The organism is Pseudomonas sp. UBA6699, from assembly GCF_002454615.1.
GTDB lineage: Bacteria > Pseudomonadota > Gammaproteobacteria > Pseudomonadales > Pseudomonadaceae > Aquipseudomonas > Aquipseudomonas juntendi.
Genome location: NZ_DKJF01000020.1, coordinates 1 through 23,944 on the forward strand (window position 1 = coordinate 1; position 23,944 = coordinate 23,944).

General features: G+C 63.0%; 22 protein-coding genes and 1 pseudogene. 8 read left to right on the plus strand and 15 right to left on the minus strand.

Annotation, left to right across the window (positions count from 1 at the left end):
- The first annotated feature begins 280 nt into the window (after positions 1–280).
- Both B3361_RS03500 and B3361_RS03505 read left to right on the plus strand, forming a co-directional pair.
- Positions 281–1,429 carry an efflux RND transporter periplasmic adaptor subunit gene (locus B3361_RS03500; protein WP_054905808.1) on the plus strand — a complete coding sequence of 383 codons (1,149 nt, stop codon included), beginning with the start codon at positions 281–283 and terminating at the stop codon, positions 1,427–1,429.
- A gap of 12 nt (positions 1,430–1,441) precedes the next feature.
- A complete protein-coding gene (locus B3361_RS03505; RefSeq protein WP_054905809.1) occupies positions 1,442–4,486 on the plus strand; it encodes a multidrug efflux RND transporter permease subunit in 3,045 nt (1,014 codons plus the stop codon).
- A gap of 82 nt (positions 4,487–4,568) precedes the next feature.
- Here the strand turns inward: B3361_RS03505 and B3361_RS03510 are convergent, their stop codons facing one another.
- The 5 genes from B3361_RS03510 to colR all read right to left on the minus strand — a co-directional run bounded on the left by B3361_RS03510 (position 4,569) and on the right by colR (position 8,278).
- On the minus strand, positions 4,569–4,802 hold the full coding sequence (locus tag B3361_RS03510) for a hypothetical protein (protein WP_029887498.1): 234 nt from the start codon (positions 4,800–4,802) through the stop codon (positions 4,569–4,571).
- On the minus strand, positions 4,802–5,500 hold the full coding sequence (locus B3361_RS03515) for a lipopolysaccharide kinase InaA family protein (RefSeq protein ID WP_009684388.1): 699 nt from the start codon (positions 5,498–5,500) through the stop codon (positions 4,802–4,804). Before B3361_RS03515 ends, B3361_RS03510 begins: the two co-directional genes overlap by 1 nt.
- Before the next feature lie 6 nt (positions 5,501–5,506).
- Positions 5,507–6,187 carry a class I SAM-dependent methyltransferase gene (locus B3361_RS03520; RefSeq protein WP_009684389.1) on the minus strand — a complete coding sequence of 227 codons (681 nt, stop codon included), beginning with the start codon at positions 6,185–6,187 and terminating at the stop codon, positions 5,507–5,509.
- A gap of 107 nt (positions 6,188–6,294) precedes the next feature.
- Entirely contained in the window at positions 6,295–7,605 is a 1,311-nt protein-coding gene (locus B3361_RS03525; RefSeq protein ID WP_054905810.1) for a sensor histidine kinase, read from the minus strand.
- Positions 7,595–8,278 carry a two-component system response regulator ColR gene (gene colR / locus B3361_RS03530; RefSeq protein WP_009684391.1) on the minus strand — a complete coding sequence of 228 codons (684 nt, stop codon included), beginning with the start codon at positions 8,276–8,278 and terminating at the stop codon, positions 7,595–7,597. Before colR ends, B3361_RS03525 begins: the two co-directional genes overlap by 11 nt.
- A 183-nt stretch (positions 8,279–8,461) precedes the next feature.
- On the opposite strand from colR, the gene B3361_RS03535 reads away from it, so the two are divergent.
- Positions 8,462–9,190, plus strand: a complete 729-nt coding sequence (locus B3361_RS03535; protein WP_054905811.1) for a phosphatase PAP2 family protein — start codon at positions 8,462–8,464, stop codon at positions 9,188–9,190.
- A 102-nt stretch (positions 9,191–9,292) separates the two neighbouring features.
- Here B3361_RS03535 and groL read toward each other — a convergent pair whose 3' ends face one another.
- The 5 genes from groL to B3361_RS03560 all read right to left on the minus strand — a co-directional run bounded on the left by groL (position 9,293) and on the right by B3361_RS03560 (position 13,891).
- Positions 9,293–10,933, minus strand: a complete 1,641-nt coding sequence (gene groL, locus B3361_RS03540; RefSeq protein WP_054905812.1) for a chaperonin GroEL — start codon at positions 10,931–10,933, stop codon at positions 9,293–9,295.
- A 49-nt stretch (positions 10,934–10,982) separates the two neighbouring features.
- Complete coding sequence (locus B3361_RS03545; RefSeq protein WP_009684394.1) at positions 10,983–11,276, minus strand: co-chaperone GroES; 294 nt, start codon at positions 11,274–11,276, stop codon at positions 10,983–10,985.
- A gap of 253 nt (positions 11,277–11,529) precedes the next feature.
- Positions 11,530–11,991, minus strand: coding sequence for an FxsA family protein (locus B3361_RS03550; protein ID WP_009684395.1), 462 nt, complete (start codon positions 11,989–11,991; stop codon positions 11,530–11,532).
- Between the two features lie 67 nt (positions 11,992–12,058).
- Entirely contained in the window at positions 12,059–12,790 is a 732-nt protein-coding gene (locus B3361_RS03555; RefSeq protein WP_047149985.1) for a HugZ family protein, read from the minus strand.
- Between the two features lie 90 nt (positions 12,791–12,880).
- On the minus strand, positions 12,881–13,891 hold the full coding sequence (locus B3361_RS03560; RefSeq protein WP_054905813.1) for a DUF481 domain-containing protein: 1,011 nt from the start codon (positions 13,889–13,891) through the stop codon (positions 12,881–12,883).
- 151 nt (positions 13,892–14,042) lie between these two features.
- Here B3361_RS03560 and B3361_RS03565 point away from each other — a divergent pair, with 151 nt between their 5' ends.
- The gene (locus tag B3361_RS03565) at positions 14,043–14,396 is read left to right on the plus strand and encodes an MGMT family protein (RefSeq protein WP_029887494.1); all 354 of its coding nucleotides are present in this window, start codon (positions 14,043–14,045) and stop codon (positions 14,394–14,396) included.
- A gap of 43 nt (positions 14,397–14,439) precedes the next feature.
- Positions 14,440–15,978: an AmpG family muropeptide MFS transporter gene (locus tag B3361_RS03570; protein ID WP_054905814.1), complete on the plus strand. Its 1,539-nt coding sequence runs from the start codon at positions 14,440–14,442 to the stop codon at positions 15,976–15,978.
- A gap of 250 nt (positions 15,979–16,228) precedes the next feature.
- Here B3361_RS03570 and B3361_RS03575 read toward each other — a convergent pair.
- From B3361_RS03575 to B3361_RS03590, 4 genes and pseudogenes are all read right to left on the minus strand, one after another.
- A pseudogene (locus B3361_RS03575) lies at positions 16,229–16,342 on the minus strand (IS110 family transposase); the annotation flags it as partial.
- A 34-nt stretch (positions 16,343–16,376) separates the two neighbouring features.
- Entirely contained in the window at positions 16,377–17,621 is a 1,245-nt protein-coding gene (locus B3361_RS03580) for an MFS transporter (RefSeq protein ID WP_009682792.1), read from the minus strand.
- 127 nt (positions 17,622–17,748) lie between these two features.
- Positions 17,749–18,591, minus strand: a complete 843-nt coding sequence (locus B3361_RS03585) for a mechanosensitive ion channel family protein (protein ID WP_009682793.1) — start codon at positions 18,589–18,591, stop codon at positions 17,749–17,751.
- A 112-nt stretch (positions 18,592–18,703) separates the two neighbouring features.
- Positions 18,704–19,189 (minus strand): YajQ family cyclic di-GMP-binding protein, encoded by a 486-nt coding sequence (locus tag B3361_RS03590; RefSeq protein ID WP_009682794.1) that lies wholly within the window; start codon positions 19,187–19,189, stop codon positions 18,704–18,706.
- Between the two features lie 100 nt (positions 19,190–19,289).
- Between B3361_RS03590 and B3361_RS03595 the strand changes: the two genes are divergently transcribed.
- The 3 genes from B3361_RS03595 to B3361_RS03605 are packed head-to-tail and all read left to right on the plus strand — an operon-like array spanning position 19,290 to position 22,844.
- Positions 19,290–20,207 carry a putative 2-dehydropantoate 2-reductase gene (locus tag B3361_RS03595; protein WP_054905815.1) on the plus strand — a complete coding sequence of 306 codons (918 nt, stop codon included), beginning with the start codon at positions 19,290–19,292 and terminating at the stop codon, positions 20,205–20,207.
- 38 nt (positions 20,208–20,245) lie between these two features.
- The gene (locus B3361_RS03600) at positions 20,246–22,276 is read left to right on the plus strand and encodes a sensor histidine kinase (protein ID WP_054905816.1); all 2,031 of its coding nucleotides are present in this window, start codon (positions 20,246–20,248) and stop codon (positions 22,274–22,276) included.
- A gap of 1 nt (position 22,277) precedes the next feature.
- Positions 22,278–22,844 (plus strand): cob(I)yrinic acid a,c-diamide adenosyltransferase, encoded by a 567-nt coding sequence (locus B3361_RS03605; RefSeq protein WP_054905817.1) that lies wholly within the window; start codon positions 22,278–22,280, stop codon positions 22,842–22,844.
- A gap of 48 nt (positions 22,845–22,892) precedes the next feature.
- Here B3361_RS03605 and B3361_RS03610 read toward each other — a convergent pair whose 3' ends face one another.
- Positions 22,893–23,837, minus strand: a complete 945-nt coding sequence (locus B3361_RS03610; RefSeq protein WP_054905818.1) for a Nudix family hydrolase — start codon at positions 23,835–23,837, stop codon at positions 22,893–22,895.
- Positions 23,838–23,944: the final 107 nt, after the last annotated feature.

The following is a 23,944-nucleotide window of genomic DNA, read 5'->3' on the forward strand; positions in this document are numbered from 1 at the left end:
CAAACGTAGGAGCGAGCGCAGCTCGCGATGCGCCGCGCGGGCGGCGCTCGATCTCACAGGCGCTGAAGATACTGCGGCTACCCTTGCCAGCTGCTCGCCACAGCATCTATCAGCCCTGCGGCGATCCCTGTGGGAGCCGGCTTGCCGGCGATAGGGCCGGTGCAGACAATTTACTCCCCTTCAGACAAAAAACAGTCAATACTTCCCCCATCCACACGTGGGCAGGATCGCCCGTTGTCGTGCCAGAACGAATAACAACTGCATCCAAGGAACCGGACCTATGCTGCGCCGCCGCATGCTCATCATGTTGGCCGTGGTTCTGCTGATCGTGCTGGCCCTGGGGGGCTACAAGGCTTTCTCGATCTACCAGCAGATCCAGATGTTCACTGCCCCCAAGCCGCCTATCACCGTGGCGGCAGCCTTGGCCGAACAACGCCAGTGGCAACAGCGCCTGCCCGCGGTCGGCAGCCTCAAGGCGCTGCAGGGTGTCGAGCTGAGCCTGGAGGTAGAAGGCATCGTCAAGGCCCTGTATTTCGACTCTGGGCAAACGGTCAAGGCCGGGCAGCTGCTGCTGCGGCTCAACGATGACCAGGAAACCGCATTGCTAGGCACCGCCGTGGCCGACCTGGGCCTGGCCAAGGTCGACTTCGGCCGCGGGCGGCAACTGGTGGGTGACTCGGCGATCTCCCGTGGCGAATATGATCGCCTCAATGCCCAGTACCAGCGCAACCAGGCGGTGGTCGAGCAGCTCAAGGCTTCGAAGAACAAGAAAAGCATCAGCGCGCCCTTCAGTGGCACCCTGGGCATCCGCCAGGTGGATGTAGGCGATTATCTGGCGCCAGGCACCGTCATCGCGACCCTGCAGGACACCTCCGGCCTGTACGTAGACTTCAACGTGCCGGAACAGGCCTTGCCCCAGCTGAACCTCGGCCAGCAGGTGCTGGTGCAAGTGGCTGCCTACCCGGACCAGACCTTCCCCGCCCGCCTCAGCGCCATCAACCCCAAGGTCGATGAAACCACGCGAAACCTGCTGGTGCGCGCGACCCTGGCCAACCCCGACGGCAAATTGCTGCCGGGCATGTTCGCCAGCCTGCAGGTACTGCTGCCCGATCCGCAGTTGCAGGTGGTGGTGCCGGAAAGTGCCATTACCTACACCCTGTACGGCAACTCGGTATATGTCGCCACCGCGAAAAAGGACCAGCACGGCAAGCCGCAGCACGATGAACAGGGCCAACCCCAATGGGTCGCCGAACAGCGCACCGTGCAGACCGGCGAGCGCCGTGACGGCGTGGTGGTGGTCAGCAAAGGGTTGCAGGCCGGGGAACAGGTAGTCACTGCCGGGCAGCTGAAGCTGACCCCCGGCGCCGCAATCCGAATCGGCCAGGACCAGGCCGTCAAGCCCGCCCCGGGCGCCGCGACCAAGGACTGACTGGAGGCTGGCATGGCGTTCACCGACCCGTTCATCCGTCGCCCGGTGCTGGCCAGCGTGGTCAGCCTGCTGATCCTGTTGCTGGGTATCCAGGCCTGGCACACGCTGCAGATCCGCCAGTACCCGCGCATGGAAAACGCCCTGATCACCGTCACCACGGCCTACCCCGGGGCCAACGCCGAAACCATCCAGGGCTACATCACCCAGCCGCTGCAGCAAAGCCTGGCCAGCGCCGAAGGTATCGACTACATGACCTCGGTGAGCCGGCAGAATTTTTCCGTCATATCCATCTACGCGCGCATCGGTGCCGACAGCGACAGGCTGTTCACCGAACTGCTGGCCAAGGCCAACGAAGTGCGCAACAAGCTGCCGCAGAACGCCGAAGACCCGGTACTCAGCAAGGAAGCCGCCGATGCTTCGGCGCTGATGTACATCAGCTTCTACAGCGAACAGATGAGCAACCCGCAAATCACCGACTACCTGTCACGGGTGATCCAGCCCAAGCTGGCCACGCTACCCGGCATGGCCGAGGCAGAAATCCTCGGTAACCAGGTATTTGCCATGCGTCTGTGGCTGGACCCAGTGAAACTGGCCGGTTTCGGCCTGGCGGCCAGCGACGTGACCGACGCCGTGCGCCGCTACAACTTCCTGTCCGCTGCCGGCGAAGTCAAAGGCGAATACGTGGTCACCAGCATCAACGCCAGCACCGAGCTGAAGTCAGCCGAGGCGTTCGCCGCCCTGCCGGTCAAGACCAGTGGCGACAGCCGCGTACTGCTGGGTGACGTGGCGCGTGTGGAGATGGGGGCAGAGAACTACGACACCGTCAGCTCATTCGACGGCACGCCCTCGGTGTACATCGGCATCAAGGCCACGCCCGCCGCCAACCCGCTGGAGGTGATCAAGGAAGTGCGGCGGGTCATGCCCGACCTGGAAAGCCAGTTGCCCTCGGCGCTGAAGGTGTCTATCGCCTACGACGCCACGCTGTTCATCCAGGCCTCCATCGACGAAGTGATCAAGACCCTCGGCGAAGCGGTGCTGATCGTCATCCTAGTGGTGTTCCTGTTCCTTGGCGCCCTGCGCTCGGTGCTGATCCCTGTGGTGACCATTCCGCTGTCGATGATTGGCGTGTTGTTCTTCATGCAGATGATGGGCTACTCGCTGAACTTGCTCACACTGCTCGCCATGGTCCTGGCCATCGGGCTGGTGGTGGACGATGCGATCGTGGTGGTGGAAAACATTCACCGGCATATCGAAGAAGGCAAGTCGCCGTTCGATGCAGCCTTGGAAGGCGCGCGCGAGATCGCCATGCCGGTGGTGTCGATGACCATCACCCTGGCAGCGGTGTATGCGCCCATCGGCTTTCTCAGCGGGCTCACCGGGGCACTGTTCAAGGAGTTCGCCCTGACCCTGGCCGGCGCAGTGGTCATTTCCGGTATCGTCGCCCTGACCCTGTCACCGATGATGTGCGCCCTGCTGCTACGCCGCGAGCAGAATTCCAGCGGCCTGGCCCACTGGCTCGATCGGCAGTTCGCGCGCCTGAAGGTACGCTACCAGCGCCTGCTGCACGGCACGCTCGACAGCCGGCCGGTGGTACTGGTGTTTGCCGTGATCATCCTGTGCCTGATTCCGCTACTGCTGAAGTTCACCCAGAACGAACTGGCCCCCAACGAGGACCAGGGGGTGATCTTCATGATCAGCAGTTCCCCGCAGCCAGCCAACCTTGACTACCTCAACGCCTACACCAACCAGTTCACCCCTCTGTTCAAGACCTTCCCCGAATACTATTCGTCGTTCCAGATCAACGGTTTCAATGGTGTGCAGAGCGGCATCGGTGGCTTCCTGCTCAAGCCCTGGAACGAGCGCGAGCGTACGCAAATGGAGCTGCTGCCACTGGTACAGGCCAAGCTGGAAGAGGTCGCCGGCCTGCAGATCTTCGGCTTCAACCTGCCGTCGCTGCCCGGCACCGGCGAAGGCCTGCCGTTCCAGTTCGTGATCAACACCGCAGGCGACTACCCGGCACTGCTGGAGGTGGCCCAACGCATCAAGGCTCGGGCCCAGGCATCGGGCAAGTTCGCCTTCCTCGACATCGACCTGGCCTTTGACAAACCCGAGGTGGTGGTCGATATCGACCGGGCCAAGGCGGCGCAAATGGGGGTATCGATGGACGTTCTCGGCAGTACCCTGGCCACCTTGCTGGGTGAAGCCGAAATCAACCGTTTCACCCTCGAGGGGCGCAGCTACAAGGTCATTGCCCAAGCCGAGCGCGCATACCGCGACAACCCCGGCTGGCTGAACAACTACTATGTGAAGAACGACCAGGGCAAGCTGCTGCCGCTGGCGACCCTGGTCACCCTCACCGACCGCGCTCGCCCGCGGCAGCTCAACCAGTTCCAGCAGTTGAACTCGGCCATCATTCAAGGCGTACCGATGGTCAGCCTGGGCGAAGCGCTGAAGACCGTGCAGGACATCGCCCGCGAAGAGGCACCGGAAGGTTACGCCTTCGACTATGCCGGCGTGGCCCGCCAGTACGTGCAGGAAGGCAGCGCACTGTGGGTGACCTTTGGCCTGGCACTGGCGATCATCTTCCTGGTCCTGGCGGCCCAGTTCGAAAGTTTCCGGGATCCGCTGGTGATCCTGGTTACGGTACCGTTGTCGATCTGCGGGGCGCTGTTGCCACTGTTCCTGGGCCTGTCGAGCATGAACATCTACACCCAGGTCGGGCTGGTGACATTGATCGGGCTGATCAGCAAACACGGCATCCTGATCGTCGAGTTCGCCAACCAGTTACGTGATGAGCTTGGCCTGGGCGCGCGCGAGGCAATCGAAGAAGCGGCGGCGATTCGCCTGCGGCCGGTGCTGATGACCACGGCGGCAATGGTATTCGGCATGGTGCCGCTGATCCTCGCGACCGGGGCCGGGGCGGTAAGCCGCTTCGACATCGGTGCCGTGATCGCGACCGGCATGTCGATCGGCACGTTGTTCACCCTGTTCGTGCTGCCTTGTATCTACACCCTGCTGGCGCACAAGACGGTGGCCAAGGAACCTGCTGCCGCCTGAAACCCGCCCACCGAGGGCCACCTGCAGAAACGCCAGAGGCCTCGCGCTTGCGAGGCCTCTGGCATGTACAGCTCCACCGGTTTCAACCAAATGGCCGCAACCCTTGGCGCAGGCCGAACAGCAACAGCAACAGATCCTGATCCGGCTCTACCCTGGCCTTCTGCTGCGGTTTCACGTCCCGCGGCAGTGCGCACTGGGCGGCCATCTCAGCCTTGCTGAATACCGTCGGCCTCGGCTCTTCCCAGGCAGCCACCGCTACAGTGGTCACCGCCAGGCCCGCTACCAGGAACAAAGCTCGAGCTATTTCTAGTTTCATTACCCTAACCCTTTGACAGCGCTGCCAAACGCCACCTTGTAAAAGTAGAGTAGCGTCTGCCATTCCGCCTCGTTGAGCGACGAATGGCGGCGCAATTGGCGCAGGTCGTTACCCGCCGCGCGCTGGCAACTGAAACGTCGCCGACACTTCTCGAGGTCGAGCAGCGCCACTTCGACACGGGCTTGCTCGCCCTCGCCCAGCACCTTGACGAACACATGCTTGCCGTACAGGCAGCCGTGCTGCCAATGGCCCAGGTGCATGCGCGCCAGGTTTTCGGCAAGGTCCTTGAGCATGCGCTCGTGGACCACCTGTGGGTAACGGTCTCGGGCACCTTGGGCATGCCAGGTGTCCAGCTCCACAAACCCGTCCAGTGCTTCGCTGACCAGCAGCGCCCGCCACTGGTGGTCGGCATCGCGCTGGGCACCACAGAACACCAGGCGCGGTACACGCACCCCGAGTTGCTCGAAGCTGTTCAGCGCATCGAGTTCACGCAGCACGGTTGGCCGGCCGAAGGGGTGCAACAGGCTGCGATAAATATGCCCGACCTGACGCTTTGCATACAGCAGTTTGCCGTTGGCATCGTTGAGCCGTTGCACACCACTTTCGCCACCCCGGCGCTGGTTAGGCTCCTCTACCCACTCGCCTTGCTGGCGCCAGTAAAAATCGAAGCGCGACTCCCCATTCTGGGCTACAGCCATCAAACACTACCCCTTACGCAATACATAAACCCGCCACATGGCATAGAACGGCAGGAAGTCGAGGCGTTCCTGGATCCTGAAACCGGCGGCGCGGAATTCTTCTTCGACCGTGTCGGCCGGTAACACAAACCGGTTCTGGTAATGGTTCTGCTCGGCTTTGGTGCTGCGGCGCTGTTCCAGTTTCCTGCGCCGCCAAGCCTTGAAGTTGCCGTCCACCCACAGTGACAAGATCACACTATCACGGCTAACTCGTTGAAATTCAGAAAGAATTTTCTTTCTGTGGGCTGCCTCGCCAATATGGTGAAACAGCCGCATGCAAAAAATGCTGTCGACGGAGTTGTCTGGCAAGTCGATGTCGAATGCCGATGTCTGCAAAGGCCGTACCCGCGCGACCACTTCTGGCGGTTGCGCAGCACAGGCGGTGTCGATCATCGCCTGGGAATTATCGGCACCGATGATGACCCGGTTGTTCTTTTCTGCCAGCAGCGGCCAGAAACGACCAGCGCCGCAGGGCAAGTCCAGGACCAGGCCAGGCTCACCCGCCAGCGCCAGTGCGCGGCGGGCCAGCTGCTCATCTCGCTTGTGAGACAGCCGGCGGGCCAAGCCATCCTGGTGCTTGAGAAAATACTCTCGGGCATGGTCTTTGTCGTACTTCTCGGAAAATTCAAGCTTGATAGGGCTACGCATTGAGCATCTCCTGATTCCATTGCGCTCACATTAGGTAAATGCGCGTAGGAATCAGGTCATGCTGATGTGAAAAAAGTGTTGGCCACGGTAACACGTGTAACAACACATTACCCAGCCACGACGTCCGGCTCTTCTTTCACCCGCGTATTGCTCAAGTCGACATGGAAACGGCAGCCATGGGGTACAGAAGAGGTCAAGGTCACCCGCCAGCCCTGGTCGTCGCAGATGCGCTGCACCAGCGACAAGCCCAGCCCAAGGCCCTCGCCGCGCCGCTCGTCACCGCGCACGAACGGCTTGAACATGGCTTCGCGCTGTTCTTCCGGTATGCCCACGCCACTGTCTTCCACGCTGAAGCCATGGCTTTCCAGGCTCAGGCGGATGTAGCCGGCATCGGTGTAGTGCGCCGCATTGCGCAGCAGGTTGCCCATCACCGACTGCAGGAAGGTCGCGTTGTACAGCACTGCGCTGGCACTGGCCTGGCCATCGAAATACAGGGTCAGGCCCTTCTGTTCGATGGTGTCGCGCCACACCCCGATCAGCTCGTTGGCCACTTCGCGCAGGGTCGCCCGGGAGGCTACTGCGCCTTCATCACGTTGCGCCCTGGCCAGCATCAGGAAGGTCTTGACCAGCTCGCGCATCTCTTCGGTTGCCCGCGCCACGCGCTCCACCTGGCTGCGCGCGCGGGTGTCGAGGTTGGGGTTTTCCTGCAGCAGCTCGCAGGACGTGGCCAGCACCATCAATGGGGTGCGCAACTCATGGCTGACGTCACTGGTGAACAGCCGTTCACGGGTCAGCGCATCACGCAGGCGGCCCAGCGTGTCATCGAACGCCACCGCCAGCTGGCCAACTTCGTCCGCCGCATAGTCCGGCGCCAACGGCGGCGCCAGGCCCAGCAGCTGGTCACGGTGGCGAACTTGCCGCGCCAGGCGAATCACCGGTGCCATCACCCGCCGCGCCACCAGCCAGCCCAGGATCACCGCCAGCACCAGGCTGAGCACGAAGCCCACCAGCACCACCGCGAACAGCACACGCTCGCGCTCCTCGAAGTCGCTTTGGTCCTGCAGCAATACATAGCGGCGGCCATCGACGATCTCGACCATCGCGTGGTAGGAAAGCTGGTCGCGGAATACTTCGTGGAAGCCACGGTCCAGATGGCGCAGGTCTTTGGGCAGCTCAAAGTCGTCGCGCCCGCCGCTGAAGTAGAACAATTGGTCGGGGCGCGGGCGGTGGCTCCAGTCGCTGACGCTGTCCATGCGCAGCAGGCGCTGCAAGTCACCGCCCAGTACCGATGAAATCAGCCGCTCTTCGACCAGGTGCACGGTGCCGACGATACCGAAGGCGAAGGCCCCGGCCACCAGCGCGCTCATCAGGGCAAAGGCGATGATGATGCGCTGGGCAAGGCTTTGCTTAAACTCCATCACGACCCTCGGCGAGGCGATAGCCGACGCCATGGACGGTATGCAGCAGCGGTTTTTCGAACGGTTTGTCGATCACCTGGCGCAGTTGGTGCACATGGCTGCGCAGGCTGTCACTGTCGGGGCAGTCGTCCCCCCACAGGGCTTCTTCCAGCACTTCGCGACGCAGTACATGAGGGCTCTTCTGCATCAACACGGCCAACAGCTTGAGGCCGACCGGGTTGAGCTTGAGCATGCGGCCCTGGCGGGTGACCTCCAGGGTGTCGAGGTCATAGCTCAGATCAGCCACCTGCAGGCTGCGCCGCCCGCCGCCCTGGGCCCGGCGCAGCACGGCTTCGATGCGTGCCGCCAGCTCGGACAGGGCGAAAGGCTTGAGCAGATAGTCGTCGGCCCCGGAACGGAAGCCTTGCAGGCGGTCGTCCAACTGGTCGCGGGCGGTAAGCATGATCACCGGCGTGTCGCGGCGGGCGTCTTCGCGCAGGCGCTTGCACAGCGTGTAGCCATCGATACCGGGCAACATGATGTCGAGCACGATCAGGTCATAGTGCTCGGTGGCAGCCAGGTGCAGCCCGGACAGGCCATCCTGGGCGCAGTCGACGGTATAGCCCTTCATGCCCAGGTAATCGGCCAGGTTGGCCAGGATATCGCGGTTGTCTTCAACCAAAAGAATGCGCATCGGTTTCTCCTGTGCGGCGCTTCTCGCTGTGGTGCGCGGCAGGCGCAGCTTACGGCCTATGCCTGCAGGGTGCCAGCCCCCGGAAAAATTCACCGCACTTGACGGTTTTTTCACTGATCCTTCACGGACACAGGATAGCGGGCCGACGACAATGGCCGATCTTTTTTCCGCCCTGGAGCCGCCATGCAGCAAGCAACCCGCCCTCGCCCGATCAATTACTGGCTGTACCTGGGTATTCCGTTGGCGACCGCGTTGGCCCTGATTCTGCTGGAGCTGACGTCGATCGACATGGACCTCGCCAAGCTGTTCTTCGACCCTGTAGCCGGGCAGTTCATTGGCCGCCACAGTTATTGGCTGGAAAACATCCTGCATGACCGGGTCAAACAGGGGGTCATCCTGCTGGGGCTGATAGCGCTGCTGACCTTCGCCGCCAGCTTTTTCGTAAAGCGCCTATTTGGCTGGCGCCGCGAGCTGGGCTGCCTGGTGTTGGCGCTGGGTTTGTCCACCGCGTTTGTCACGCCCCTGAAGAAGGTGACGCAGGTGCAGTGCCCCTGGAGCCTCACCCAGTTTGGCGGTACCGAAACCTACAGCAAGCTGCTGCAACAACGGCCGGCCACCGACAAGCCCGGGCTGTGCTGGCCGGGCGGGCATGCCGCGACCGGGTTCTGCCTGTTCGGCCTGTTCTTCATGTTGCGTGACCGCAAGCCGCGCCTGGCGCGGGCGGCATTCGTGGTGGCCTTGCTGGCAGGTTCGCTGCTTGGCGTTGGGCGCATGCTGCAAGGGGCGCACTTCCTGTCGCACAACGTGTGGACGGCGGTGTTCTGCTGGTTGATCGGGTTGGGGTCGTATTATCTGGTGCTGTATCGCCGGGGCATGGCAGAAGTGCCCGCGGTCAAAAACAGCGTTGCCTGAAGCCGGGGCCGCTTAGCGGCCCAATGGCGCCCACAGGAGAATAAAAAAAGCCCCGGTTCTCGCGAACCGGGGCTTTCTCATGGTGCAGGGGGTAAGGCTGGCTTACATCATGCCGCCCATGCCACCCATGCCGCCCATGTCAGGCATGCCAGCAGCTGGCTTGTCTTCTGGCAGGTCGGCAACCATGGCTTCGGTGGTGATCATCAGACCGCCGATCGAAGCAGCAGCTTGCAGCGCCGAACGGGTGACCTTGGCTGGGTCCAGGATACCCATCTCGATCATATCGCCGTACTCGCCGGAGGCAGCGTTGTAACCGAAGTTACCCGAACCTTGCTTGACCTTGTCAGCGACAACGCTTGGCTCGTCGCCGGCGTTGGCAGTGATCTGGCGCAGCGGCGCTTCGACAGCGCGGCGCAGCAGGGCGATACCGACGTTCTGGTCTTCGTTGTCGCCTTTGAGGTCGATAATGGCTGCCAGGGCGCGAACCAGGGCAACACCACCGCCAGGCACCACGCCTTCCTCAACGGCTGCACGGGTAGCGTGCAGGGCGTCTTCAACGCGGGCTTTCTTCTCTTTCATTTCAACTTCGGTACCAGCACCGACCTTGATCACGGCAACACCGCCGGCCAGCTTGGCCAGACGCTCTTGCAGCTTCTCACGGTCGTAGTCCGAAGAGGTTTCTTCGATCTGGGCACGGATCTGCTTGACGCGTGCTTCGATCTCGGTGTCAGCGCCAGCACCATCGATGATGGTGGTGTTTTCCTTGGACAGGATCACGCGCTTGGCGTTACCCAGGTGCTCCAGGGTAGCGGTTTCCAGCGACAGGCCGATTTCCTCGGAGATGACCTGGCCACCGGTCAGAACGGCGATGTCCTGCAGCATGGCCTTGCGGCGGTCGCCGAAGCCAGGTGCCTTGACCGCAGCAACCTTGACGATGCCGCGCATGTTGTTGACTACCAGGGTAGCCAGCGCTTCGCCTTCGACGTCTTCGGCAACGATCAGCAGTGGGCGGCCGGCCTTGGCAACGGCTTCCAGCACTGGCAGCAGCTCGCGGATGTTGGAGATTTTCTTGTCAACCAGCAGCAGCAGCGGGCTTTCCAGCTCGGCAACCATGGTGTCTGGCTTGTTGACGAAGTAAGGCGACAGGTAGCCGCGGTCGAACTGCATGCCTTCTACGACGGACAGTTCGTTTTCCAGGCCCGAGCCTTCTTCAACGGTGATCACGCCTTCTTTACCGACTTTTTCCATGGCTTCGGCGATGATTTCACCGATGGAGCTGTCGGAGTTGGCGGAGATGGTACCGACCTGAGCGATGGCCTTGGAATCGGCGCATGGCTTGGACAGGCTCTTCAGCTCGGCGACAACGGCAGCAGTGGCCTTGTCGATACCGCGCTTCAGGTCCATCGGGTTCATGCCGGCAGCGACGGCTTTCAGGCCTTCGTTGACGATGGCCTGGGCCAGTACGGTAGCGGTGGTGGTGCCGTCACCGGCGGCGTCGTTGGCCTTGGAAGCGACTTCCTTGACCAGCTGGGCGCCCATGTTCTCGAAGGCGTCTTTCAGCTCGATTTCTTTGGCGACGGAAACGCCGTCCTTGGTGATGGTTGGCGCGCCGAAGCTCTTGGCCAGAACCACGTTACGACCTTTCGGGCCGAGGGTAGCTTTTACCGCGTCAGCCAGAACGTTGACACCAACCAGCATTTTTTTACGAGCGGAGTCGCCGAATTTTACGTCTTTAGCAGCCATGATCGTTTAATCCTTGGAAATTCTTTGGAGTAACGGGAAGTCGGGGAAATCAGCCTTCGATAACGGCGAGGATTTCATTCTCGGCCATGACCAGCAGGTCTTCGCCATCGACTTTCACGGTGTTGCTGCCCGAGTAAGGGCCGAAAACCACTTTGTCACCGACCTTGACGGCCAGTGCACGGACTTCGCCGTTTTCCAGAACGCGACCGGTGCCAACAGCAACGACTTCGCCGCGGTTAGGTTTTTCAGCGGCCGAACCCGGCAGGACGATACCGCCAGCGGTTTTCGATTCTTCTTCGCTGCGACGGATGACTACGCGGTCATGCAGAGGACGAAGCTTCATTGTCGATCTCTCCCAAATTGTGGTTTTCATCGGCCGGTATCGAAACCGGCGGGTTGAGGCTGTCCGGCGTTGCCGGAAGGTAGCCCGCCAAGGGCAAGCCACCTGAGTAATGTCTGGCGTTAATGCCAGAAACCTTGCGGTGACCACATACATGAGGCCGCCATATCCAATTACAAGGCTTGCCCTACAAAATTTTTCAGCTCGCGGAAAAAACGCGGGGCCGCATGTGCGGCCCCGTAGTGGAAAGCGGTGGTTACTTGTCGCGGCGCTCGTACTCGCCCTCGATCACGTTCGGCCGGTGGCCGCCATCGCGCGGCTGGGCCTGGAACGGGTCGTCCTGGAACGCGCGCTGGCGCATGGCCTGGGCCTCGGCGCGTTCGCGCAGCTTGCGCGCGGCCAGATGGCGGGTGAACGGCAGCAGGCACAGCAGGCCCAGCACGTCGCTGATAAAGCCCGGCAGCAGCAGCAAACCACCGCCCACCGCCAGCATCATGCCCTGGAACATGTCCTCGGCGGGCAGCTCACCGCGCTGCAGGCTTTCCCGGGCGCGCAGGGCGGTGGCCAGGCCAGCCACGCGCATGACCAGCACACCCAAGGCGGAACCGGCAATGATCAGCAACAGCGCCGGGAAGAAACCGATGGCCGCGCTGACCTTGACGAATACGAACAGCTCCAGCACTGGAAACAGCAGAAGCAACAGTAGAAAAGCACGCATCAAAGCATTCCTCGTCGGAAGAGAACCTTCCTTTAAGACCATCAAGTGGATGCAAGTGCACGCTTTTTCAACCCTCGCCCCCTGCCGGCATGGGCCACTGGTCGGCCCGCGCCAGCAAAACCAGGGCTTCGCGGACTTGTGTCGGCGTATTGCAAATATGCGGGAAGGGTAACCAGTACACCCCCTGGCCGATGCGCAGGTGCATACCTTCGCTGTCCACCCCGGCCAGTTGCGCTGTGGCATGGTTCGGCAGGCCGGTCAGTTGCACATAGTGGGCTATGGCATTGGCGTGGTCGCTGTTCATGTGTTCGACCATGCTGGCCTCGGCCGTGCCGGCGAACGGGTTGGCCAGGGTGACCTGGTCGAGCCAGTGGATCGCGCCGAAGCCGCCGATGTAACGGTGGCGTACCGGCTGCAGCACCCAGAAGTCGAAATCGTGAGCCTTATGGTAGCCGGCAGCGTCCGGGAAGTAGCGGTAGTAACGCTCGGCGGCAGCCTCGATGGCGTCTGCCTCGACCAGCTTGTGCGCTTCGGCCATTACCGTAAGGCGCCCCACCGCCTGCACATCCTCAGCTTCGCGCTCACCTACCAGCAGCGAGCACTTGGGATCTTTTTGCAGGTTGTGGGTATGCTGGGCAATGCGGCTGATGAGGATCAGCGGGTTGCCGTGAGCGTCCAGGCAGTACGGCACCACCGAGCCGAACGGGTAGCCGGGCATCGACTTGGAATGCGTCGAGAGCACGCCGCGGTATTCCTTGAGCAGCAGTTCCCGGGCTGGGCGAATGGCGTTGGTACTCACTGGGTGCGGCTCCTGGTGGCAAACGGGATGGGTGACAAGATAAGCATTATCACACCGGGTGCCAATGGGGCCGCGGTGCGGCCCGGCGGTTTACCAGGTCACGCCAAAGCCCGCGGTATAGCGCGTCTTCTCCAGATCACTTTCACTCGTGCCGCTGATGATGTCGCGCTCCGCCTTGAGGTTGAGCGAAGCCCATTCGGTAACCTTGTAGCGCAGCCCCACCTCGGCATCCAGCGAATAGTCGGCCACCCCACCCAGCGGTTTGGCGAGCTCGCCGTTGGTGAACAGCTGCACGTTCTTGCCGATCAGGTAACGGGTGTAGTCCCACTTCACGGCAGCGGAATAGAAGTTGTCTTTGCTGCCGTCCTGGTACTCGAAGTCGGTGCGGTTGATCAGCGACCCCAGCGAGAATGCGCCAAGTTCATTGTCCCAGAACTGGTAACCCGGGCCGGTACCGACGGTGCGCTGGCGGGCAAGGTCTTCGATGCGGTCACGCTTGTATTCCGCCCGCCCCTGCCAGAACCACTTCTCGGTAATGAAGCGGTCCAGCGCGTATTCGGCACTCCAGTTGTCGGTGGTGGTGACGTCGTCCTTGGTTTCGCGGTTGTACTCGCCTTCGGCGTTGTGCCGCCAGCGGCCGTGGCGGGCCGTGGTCTTGAAGCTGACATCGTAGTCGTCGGTATCGTTTTCGGCGCGCTTGTAGTCCAGCGCCACATCCACGTTGCCTTTCCACACGAAGTCTTCGACCAGGGGCTTGGGCTTAATGATTTGCTCGATGCTGGCCAGCTCCACGGTCTTGGGTGCCTCGCCGTTGGCCAAGGTCACCTTGCCCGGTTCAGCGGCCTTCAGCGACTTGGCCTTCTCGCCCGTGTAGGCATCCTGCTTGACCAGCAGTTCCTGGTCGCTTTCCAGGGTCTGCACCTGTTTCCAGTCCAGGGCAATGGAGCCGCCGTAGGGCGTTTCCAGCAGCAGCTTGCCGCCATCGAAAACTTTGATCTTGCCACTGAGCCGGTCACCGTTCTTCATCCACACGGTATCGGCCAACGCCGGTGAGGCGCACAGGGAAGCAGCGAGCAGGCACAACAGGGATCTAGAATGCATAGATGTAATACGGTTCGATTCGAAGAAAAAAGCCGGGCATTATCCAGCTACCGCCGACCAGAGCAAGCACAGACCGGCAGCCTGGCATTGAGTTCAATACGCATTTACCTGACCATTTGTCCGGTTTCATCCACAGCCCAAGGGGGGCGCCATGTCTGGGGGACCTGAGCACATGCCGGAATCGGCCGAAGGTCGACGAACGGCATTGTATTCGGTGCTTGGCCAAGTACCGGCGGGCAAAGTCGTGAGCTATGGCCAGCTCGCAGCGCTGGCCGGGCTTGGCCGCGCAGCCCGCTGGGTAGGGCGCACCCTCGGGCAACTGCCTGCGCAAACCCGCCTGCCATGGCACCGGGTGCTGGGCGCAGGGGGCCGCCTGAGCCTGGCGCTGGGCACACCGGCCGGGGATGAACAACGGGCGCGGCTGCGTGCAGAAGGCGTGAATGTGACCAACAATCGTGTGGATATGACGCGCCATGGCTGGCGCCCGACAGATCACAGCGGTTAGAGTGCGCGCTTTGTTTTCGAAAACTTGAGGCAGATGTTGGCCCATGCCCCGTAAAACCTGGCGCGCTGCGCTCGCTGCCTATGCCAGCCCGTCAACCCTGGTACTTTTGCTGCTCGGTTTCGCCGCCGGCCTGCCCTACATGTTGGTGTTCTCGACCCTGTCGGTGTGGCTGCGCGAAGCTGGGGTGGCCCGCGAAACCATTGGTTACGCCAGCCTGATCGGCCTGGCCTACGCCTTCAAGTGGGTGTGGTCACCGTTGCTCGACCAATGGCGCCTGCCGCTGCTCGGCGGCCTGGGGCGCCGGCGCTCGTGGCTGCTGCTGTCGCAGGCACTGGTGGTGATCGGCCTGGTCGGCATGAGCCTGTGCGACCCGCAACAACATCTATCCTGGTTGATCGCCATGGCCGTGCTGGTGGCTTTTGCCTCGGCCACCCAGGACATCGCGGTGGATGCCTACCGCCTGGAAATCGCCGACGACCAGCGCCAGGCCGCCCTGGCCGCCAGCTACATGGCCGGCTATCGGGTCGCCGCCCTGCTCGCCACCGCCGGCGCGCTGTTCTTCGCCGAGTGGTTCGGGTCTACCGGCTTCAGTTACCTGCATAAAGCCTGGGCCGGCACCTACGTGATGTTCGGGGTGATGATGCTGCCCGCGCTGTTCACGACCCTGGTCATGCGCGAACCGCCGGTGCCGCTGCGCACCCAGCTGTCGGCTGCGCGCTACGGCCTGGTGCACCAGATGGCCTCGGTGTTCGTGCTGATCATCCTGCTGGTGTCGGTGCCCGCCAGTTTCACCCAGATGTTCAATACCGGCTGGTCCACGGTCATCTCCGGGGATGCCACGCCGCTCGACCTGTTGCTCGAAGACCGCGCCTTCCTGCGCCTGATCCTCTATGTGCTGCTGACCTGGGCATGCCTGTCGAGCCTGGGCCGCCGCGGCCTGGCCCCGGTGCTGACCCCGGTCAACGACTTCATTGCCCGCTACCGCTGGCAGGCTTTGCTATTGCTAGGCCTGATCGCCACCTACCGCATGTCGGACACGGTCATGGGCGTGATGGCCAACGTGTTCTATATCGACATGGGCTTCACCAAAGACCAGATCGCCAGTGTCAGCAAGATCTTCGGCCTGATCATGACCTTGGTCGGTGCCGGTATCGGCGGGCTGCTGATCGTGCGCTTCGGCATCATGCCCATCCTGTTCATTGGTGGCGCGGCATCGGCGGGCACCAACATCCTGTTCCTGATGCTGGCGGACATGGGGCCTAACCTGGAAATGCTGGTGGTCACCATCTCGCTGGACAACTTCAGTTCCGGCATGGCCACTTCTGCGTTCGTGGCGTACCTGTCGAGCCTGACCAACCTGAAGTTCTCGGCCACCCAGTACGCGCTGCTCAGCTCGATCATGCTGTTGCTGCCGCGGTTGATCGGGGGGTACTCGGGGGTGATGGTGGAGAAGTTCGGTTACCACGACTTCTTCCTGATTACCGCCCTGCTGGGCGTGCCTACGCTGATCCTGATCGCCTTGCAGTGGCGCCACGAGGCTGGCCGCGGTAAACCGCTGGCAGAGCCAGGCGCGGCGGCCTGATGGGCAACGCGGGTAAAAAGCCACATTGCGATTGTGTGTGGCTGTCACAGCGTCAGTACGCCCGCCAGCCCCGCCTGTAGGAGCAACTGTCTTTCTCAGAATTTGAAAAGCCTGCGCGATTCATTGTGGGAGCGGGCTTGCCCGCGAAGCAGGCGACGCGGTGTCTGGCACCGGCTGCGCCGGTGTTCGCGGGCACGCCCGCTCCCACAGGAACCGTGAAATCTTCTAGTCCTGCATTTTAGCTGTTGATCTACCCCCTCTTCGGCTGAGGCAACACCAGATCCAGCCAAGGCTCGCCAGTCCTGAGCATGGCATTGAGTCGGACCAGGAAGACCCGCATGCAGGCCACGGTAGCGACATTGGCAAGTTACAGATCGACAAGGCACAGGTACTGCAGGTCAGTCAGCCACGGCCCCTTGCCCCGGCCGGCCGCCCACCACAAACCACAACGGCCACAGCGCCAGCGCGCCCGCCAGCCCCGCCGCCAGTGCGAAATGCAGCAAGCTGGCACCGGCGCCGATCATGGCCAGCAACGCCCCACCCAGCCCCAACAGGGCGATGGTGATCATCCCCAGCATGGCCGAGACCAGGCCTTTGCTTTGCTCGCTGGAAAACAGCGTCATGCGGTACAGCACCGCGTTGGCCACACCCAGGCCCAGTGCATACAACGACATGCCTGCCACCAGGCTGGTCACACTCGGCCAATACCATGTCGCCAGCACCATCACGCTCAACCCTGCCAGGTACGGCCACAGGGCACCACGGACCAAGGCCGGCAGCGGGTAGCGGTCGGCAATACGGTTGATGATCAGGTTGCCCAGGATCAACCCCCCAAACACCGGCAGTTGCCACAGCGCATATTCCAGGGTCGTCAGGCCCTCATCGTGAATGAGCAATACCGGTGACAGGCCAATCCAGCCAATCAGCGGCAACCCGACCAGGCCCAGGGCGGCGCTGCCCGCGACAAAGCGGCGGTTGCCGAGCAATTGGCCGTAGCCTGCCAACAATGGCAACAGGTGGATCGGCGTGAACGCCAGGCGCGAACCGTCGCGACGCTCTACACCCAGGGTTTCGGGCATGAGCCGGTACAGCAGCCCCCAGCACACCACGGCCCCCACGGCGAAAGCCACGAACAGCCAACGCCAGTCCAGCCACTGCAACAGCAAGGCCCCGACCAGCGGGCCAAGCAGCGGCGACAGCAGGGCGATGTTGGCCAGCAGCGCCATCATCCGCACGGCATCCGCCTCGCTGAATGCCTCATTCAGCGCCGGGTAGCTGACCGTGACCACAAAGCCCAGGCCTATCCCCTGCAACAGGCGCAGCAGGTTGAACAGGCCAATATCATGGGCCCAGAAGGTCGCCAGGCAGGCCAGGCCGAAGAACGCGCAGCCGGCCAGCAGCAACGGGCGCCGACCATAGCGGTCTGCCAGCGGGCCGATCAGCCACTGCAGCACAACGCCACCGAGCAAGTACAGGTTGAGGGCATGGGGGATGTATTCAGGGCTGGCGTTCAGGTCGCCGACCACGACCGGCATGGCCGGCATCACCGCGTCACTGGCCAGGTAGGTCAGCAGTTCGAACAGGGCCAGGGTCAGGCCAAACAGCAAGGCCCGCAGGGGGGTGATGTACAGCAGTGGTTTCATGATGGCATATGAGGGGGTGACAGGCAGGAGCAGGGTATATGCCAGAAATTGCAGGGGTTTGCTGTGAACAAGTGTAATCGGGGCAAAAAAAGCGGGGCCGCTGTGCAGCCCCGGCGCTGATGCGCTGTTACTGGGCAGCAGTTTCCTGCACGACCCGAATGACCCGCTGCGGGAACGGAATGTCGATCCCTTCGGCCTTCAGGCGGTCACGCGCCTGCTCGTTGAGCATGAACATCACATCCCAGTAATCGGCGGTCTTGGTCCACAAGCGCAGCGACACGGTGATCGAACTGTCACCCAGCGTCGCCACCACCGCTTGCGGAGCGGGGTCGGCCAGCACGCGAGGGTCCTGGGCCAGCTCCAGCAACACATTGCGGGCCTTCTGCAAATCGGCCTCGTAATCCACGCCCACATCGAACACCACCTTGCGCGTGGGCTGGCGGTTGGTGTTGGTGATGATGCCATTGGACAGGCTGCCGTTGGGCATGATCACCGTCTTGTTATCACCGGTGCGCAGCACGGTGTGGAAGATCTGGATGCTGTCGACAGTGCCGGCAACGCCTTGTGCCTCGATCCAGTCGCCGATGCGAAACGGGCGGAACATCAGGATCAGCACGCCGCCAGCGAAGTTGGCCAGGCTACCCTGCAGCGCCAGGCCGATGGCCAGGCCGGCGGCACCGATAGCCGCGACGAACGAGGTGGTCTCGATGCCGATCATCGACGCCACGCTGACCAGCAGCAGCACCTTCAGCACGATGTTGGCCAGGGTGCTGATGAAGCCCTGCAACGCCAGGTCGGCATTGCGCAGGCCGACCAGCTTGCCCAGGCGGGCGCTGACCTTGTTGATGATCCACCAGCCGACCGCCAGGGTCACCAGCGCCAGCAGCACACGGCTGCCGTATTGCATGATCAAGGGGATCCAGGTTTGCGACTGGCGAACCAGCTGATCGACTTCAGCGTTCAAATCCATATTCATCTCCTGATGCCGAACGGCAAGTACACGGTAGAACAGACCGCGCTAACACACGGCCCCGGCCCCCATGGACATCATTGAGCCATGGGGGTTCCTGGCCAAACCCGCATCAGTCGCGGAAGTTGTTGAACTGCAGCGGCATCTCGAATTCCTTGGTCCGCAGCAAGGCAATGGCCTCCTGCAGGTCGTCGCGTTTCTTGCCGGTTACCCGCACCTGCTCACCCTGGATGGCGGCCTGCACCTTCAGCTTGCCGTCCTTGATGGTGGCGACGATCTTCTTGGCCAGGTCCTTGTCGATACCCTCGCGGAACTTGGCTTCCTGTTTCTTTTCCTTGCCGGACGCATACGGGTCCTTGGTTTCCAGGCATTTCACGTCGATCTTGCGCTTGACCAGCGCCAGGCGCAGGATTTCCAGCATGGCTTCGAGCTGGAACTCTTCCTCGGCGGTGAGCATCACGGTCTGCTCTTTGTCCTTGAACTCGAAGGAGCCCTTGCCTTTGAGGTCGTAACGGCGGTCCAGGTCCTTGATGGCGTTGTCCACCGCGTTCTGCACTTCGTGCTTGTCCAGTTCCGATACCACGTCGAACGAAGGCATGGTTGTTCTCCCAAAATAAAAGCGCGCTCAGGCTGACGATGGAGCGCGCCGGGTTTGACGGTTAAAATGCGGGCTCATTATAACGGGTTGCGAAACGCATATGAGCAGCACCTGGCATATTCTCGGCGCCGGCAGCCTCGGCAGCCTGTGGGCTTGCCGCCTGGCACGCGCGGGCAAGGCAGTGCGCCTGGTGCTGCGCGATCGGCAACGGCTGCAGGCCTATGAGCAGGCTGGCGGCCTGACGTTGATCGAGCAAGAACAGCCCCGGCACTACGCCATACCCGCCGAAACCGCCCAGGCTGACGGGCCGATCCATCGCCTGCTGGTGGCCTGCAAGGCCTACGACGCGGCCCCGGCGATTGCCGGCCTGGTACCACGCCTGGCCGAGGGCGCAGACGTGCTACTGCTACAGAACGGCCTGGGCAGCCAGGACGCGGTGGCAGACCTGCTGCCACAGGCGCGCTGCGTTTTCGCCTCCAGCACCGAAGGCGCCTTCCGCGAAGGCGACTGGCAGGTGCGTTTTGCCGGGCATGGCTTCAACTGGCTGGGCGACCCGCGCAACCCGGCGCTGCCGGCCTGGTTCGATGACCTGCACGAAGCAGGCATCCCTGCCGAATGGACGGTGGATATTCTCACCCGCCTGTGGCGCAAGCTGGCCCTCAACTGCGCGATCAACCCGCTGACCGTGCTGCACGCTTGCCAGAACGGCGGCTTGCTGGGCCACCTGGCGGAAGTACATGGCCTGTGCACCGAACTGGCCGCACTGCTGCGCCGCTGTGGCCAGCCGCAAGCGGCCGAGGGCCTGGACGAAGAAGTGCAACGGGTGATCGTGGCCACCGCAGCCAACTACTCTTCCATGTACCAGGACGTGCACGCAGGCCGACGCACCGAGGTGCATTACCTGCTCGGCCATGCCTGCCGGGTTGCCGCGCGGCACGGCCTGCAGCTGCCGCAACTGGAACACCTGCTGCAACGCCTGGTCGAACACCTGCGCTTACGTGGCTTGCCCTGCGACTGACGCAGTCCTATTACCTGGATACGGACACTGCCTAGCCCATGACCTTGCGCCATCGCCTGGAAAACCTCCCGGTCGGGCAGAAGCTGCTGGCGGCCCTGCTGGTATTGCTGGTGACCATCCTGCTGGTGGCCAACCTCACCTTCATCAGCGCGGCTTACTGGATCACCCAGGAGAGCATGGCACCCCAGGCCCTGCAGACCATCGGCCGGCTGGTGGCCAACCCGCAACTGGCCGAGCGCGCTGGCGACACCCCAGACACCGCCAGTGCCCTGCTCAAGGAGCTGGACAGCTACACCCCGCTGCGCGCGGCAGCCGTGTACGGGGGGGACGGTCGCATGCTGGCGCAACTCCAGCATGGCGACCCGTTGACCTTGCCCAAGCGCTTTCGCAACATCGACGGCTGGCGCCTGATGGAGTTTCGCAGCACCCAACTGATCCGCATCCCGCGCGAGGCCAACCCGCCGGCCCACCTGTTGCTGGTGGCCAGCAGCGAGCTGCCCACCGCGTTCTACACCGGCACGCTCAGTGCCAGCCTGGCTATCCTGGTGTTCAGCATCCTGCTGTGGATCTTCATCGCCCGCCAGATCAAACGCCTGATCACCCAACCGATCAACCAGCTTGAAGAACTCAGCCGCCAGGTCACCCGCGAAGAGAGCTACGCCCTGCGCGCCCGGCGTGGCAACGACGATGAGATCGGCAGCCTGGCCGACGCCTTCAACACCATGCTTTCGCGCATCGAGGCCCGTGAGCAGCAACTCAAACGCGCCCGTGACGAGTTCCAGGATGCCTATGACCAGGCCCAGGGTCTGGCCGAGGAAACCCGCCATACCAACCGCAAGCTGGAACTGGAAGTGCAGGTGCGCAGCAAGATCGAGAAAAAACTCACCGGTTTCCAGAACTACCTCAACAGTATCATCGACTCGATGCCTTCGGCATTGATCGCCCTGGACGAACAGCTCTATGTCACCCAGTGGAATCACGAAGCCACGGTCCTCTCCGGCACGCCGTTGCATGAGGCGCTGAACCAGCCGGTGTTCATCGCCTTCGAGCCGCTGAAGCCGTTCCTGCCGCAACTGAAGGAAACCGTGGAAAAGCACCGGGTGGCCAAGATCGAGCGGGTCACCTGGCCCAAGGGCGACGAGCTGCGCCATTACGCCCTCACCTTCTACCCGCTCACCGGCGGCGGCGGGCGCGGCGTGGTGATCCGCATCGACGACATCACCCAGCGCCTGTCGCTGGAAGAAATGATGGTCCAGTCGGAAAAAATGCTCTCGGTCGGCGGCCTGGCGGCGGGCATGGCTCACGAAATCAACAACCCGCTGGGCGCCATCCTGCACAACGTACAGAACATCCGCCGACGCCTGTCGGCAGACCTGCCCCGCAACCAGGAACAGGCCAGCGAGCTTGGCCTCGACCTGGCCATGATCAACCGCTACCTGGCCAGCCGCGAAGTGCCGCAACTGCTCGATGGCATCCAGCAGGCCGGGGCCCGCGCGGCGAAGATCGTCACCCACATGCTCAGCTTCAGCCGCCGCAGCAACCGACAGCTGGAGCCTTGCGAGTTGCCGGCGCTGATCGACCAGGCGGTGGAAATTGCCGGCAACGACTTCGACCTGGCGATCGGTTTCGACTTCAAGGGGCAGGCCATCGTGCGGCAGTTCGACCCTGAACTGGGTCCTGTGCCGTGCACTGCCAACGAACTGGAACAGGTACTGTTGAACTTGTTGAAGAACGCCGCCCAGGCCATCCACCTGCGCCCGCAACCGAGCGAGCCGGGGCGGATCACCCTGCGCACCCGGCTGAACCCGCCGTGGGCGGAGATCCAGGTCGAGGACAATGGCGTCGGCATGCCAGAGGCCGTGCGCAAGCGCACCTTCGAGCCGTTCTTCACCACCAAGGAAATCGGCCAGGGCACCGGGCTGGGCCTGTCGGTTTCGTACTTCATCATCACCAACAACCACAAGGGGCAGATGGAGGTGCACTCCACGCCTGGCCAGGGTACGTGCTTCACCCTGCGCCTGCCCCTCGGCCAGCCGGCAGCAGCGGTGCCGACCTTACCGGAGCAATGACATGGGCAACCGCCTATCGAAGATCTACACCCGTACCGGCGACCAGGGCGAAACCGGCCTGGGCGACGGCCGGCGGGTGCCGAAGAGCCACCCGCGCATAGAAGCCATTGGCGAGGTAGACAGCCTCAACAGCCAGCTTGGCGTGCTTTTGGCAGGCCTGGCCGAGCAAGGCCTGGAAGAGGTCACTACGGTGCTCGCGCCGTGTCAGCACCGCTTGTTCGACCTGGGTGGCGAGCTGGCCATGCCCAGCTACCAGGCCTTGAACCAGGCAGAAGTGGAGCGCCTGGAGGCGGTCATCGATGTGTGGAACGAAGAGCTGGGGCCGCTGAAGAACTTCATCCTGCCCAGTGGTTCGATGCTGGTGGCGCAGGCCCATGTGTGCCGCAGCCTGGCGCGCAGCGCCGAGCGGCGCTGCCAGCAGCTGCATGCGCTGGAACCACTGGAAGGGGTAGGTCTGGCGTACATCAACCGCCTGTCCGACCTGCTGTTCGTGGCGGCGCGGATCATCGGGCGGCGACAGGGGGTGGCCGAGGTGTTGTGGCAGCCTGCTGAAAAGCCGCAGGGCTGACAGGTTCGGGGCGGCCTGCGCGGTGTCGCGCAGGGCCGCCCCAATGGCTCAGGCCTCGGGCCAGAATGCCCGGATGCCGGCCACACCCTGGGCCCCGGCTTCCCAGGCTCGCTCGCGCTCACCCGGCCCTACCCCGCCCAGCAAGTACACCGGCTTGCTGAACCCGGCCAGCAAACGTCGAGCTTCGTCCCAGCCCAACGGCGCCGCCTCGGGGTGGGTCTGGGTTGCCTGGACTGGCGACAGGGTGACGAAGTCGACGCCCATCTGCTCGGCCAGTGCCAGCTCCTCGGCGCAGTGGCAGGAAGCCGCCAACCACCGCTCGCGGGGAAACGGCCGACCTTTGGCGGCGTACTTGCGCAACTGCGCCGCGGTCAGGTGCCAGCCGGCCGAAGGGAAATCGCCCAGCCATTCCAGCGGCCCCTTGAGCATCAACTGCGCCTTGCCCGCACACAGCCCAACCGCATCCACCGCCACGTCGCGGTACTTGGGGTCGTACATGTCCGGGGCGCGCAACTGAATCAGGCGAATGCCACTGGCAACCGCCTTCTGTATGCCCTTGAGCAGTTGCGGCACTTCCAGGCCATCGGGGGTAATCAGGTACTGGTCCGGCAGGCGCGCGGCAGCCACGATCGGCAGGTTGGCCTCGGGAAATTCGTACTGCGGCAAATCGCGCGGGGCAACCCACGCCAGCGGCTGACCCTCGGCGCCATGCGCTTCGCCGGTAAAGGCCTGCACTTCACGCACGTCCAGCAACACCTGCTTGTCCGGGTAGTCGTGGCTGACCTTGATCAGCGCACGCGAACGGCTCACCTCGATACCCAGCTCTTCGCGCAGCTCGCGGGCCAGTGCCGCTTCCACGCTTTCACCGGCTTCGACCTTGCCGCCGGGAAACTCCCACAGGCCACCCTGGTGCTGGGTGGCGGCCCGCCGCGCGATCAGAATGCGGCCATCGGCGCCACGAATGACCGCTGCTACAACATGAATCCGTTTCACACTTCACGCTCCGCCAGGCCAGCCTGCAACAAGGCGCGCAACGTGTCGCCGAAGTTCAGGTGATCGCTCATGGTTCGTCTCCTGGTTCTGGAATTGTGGGGCCGTTG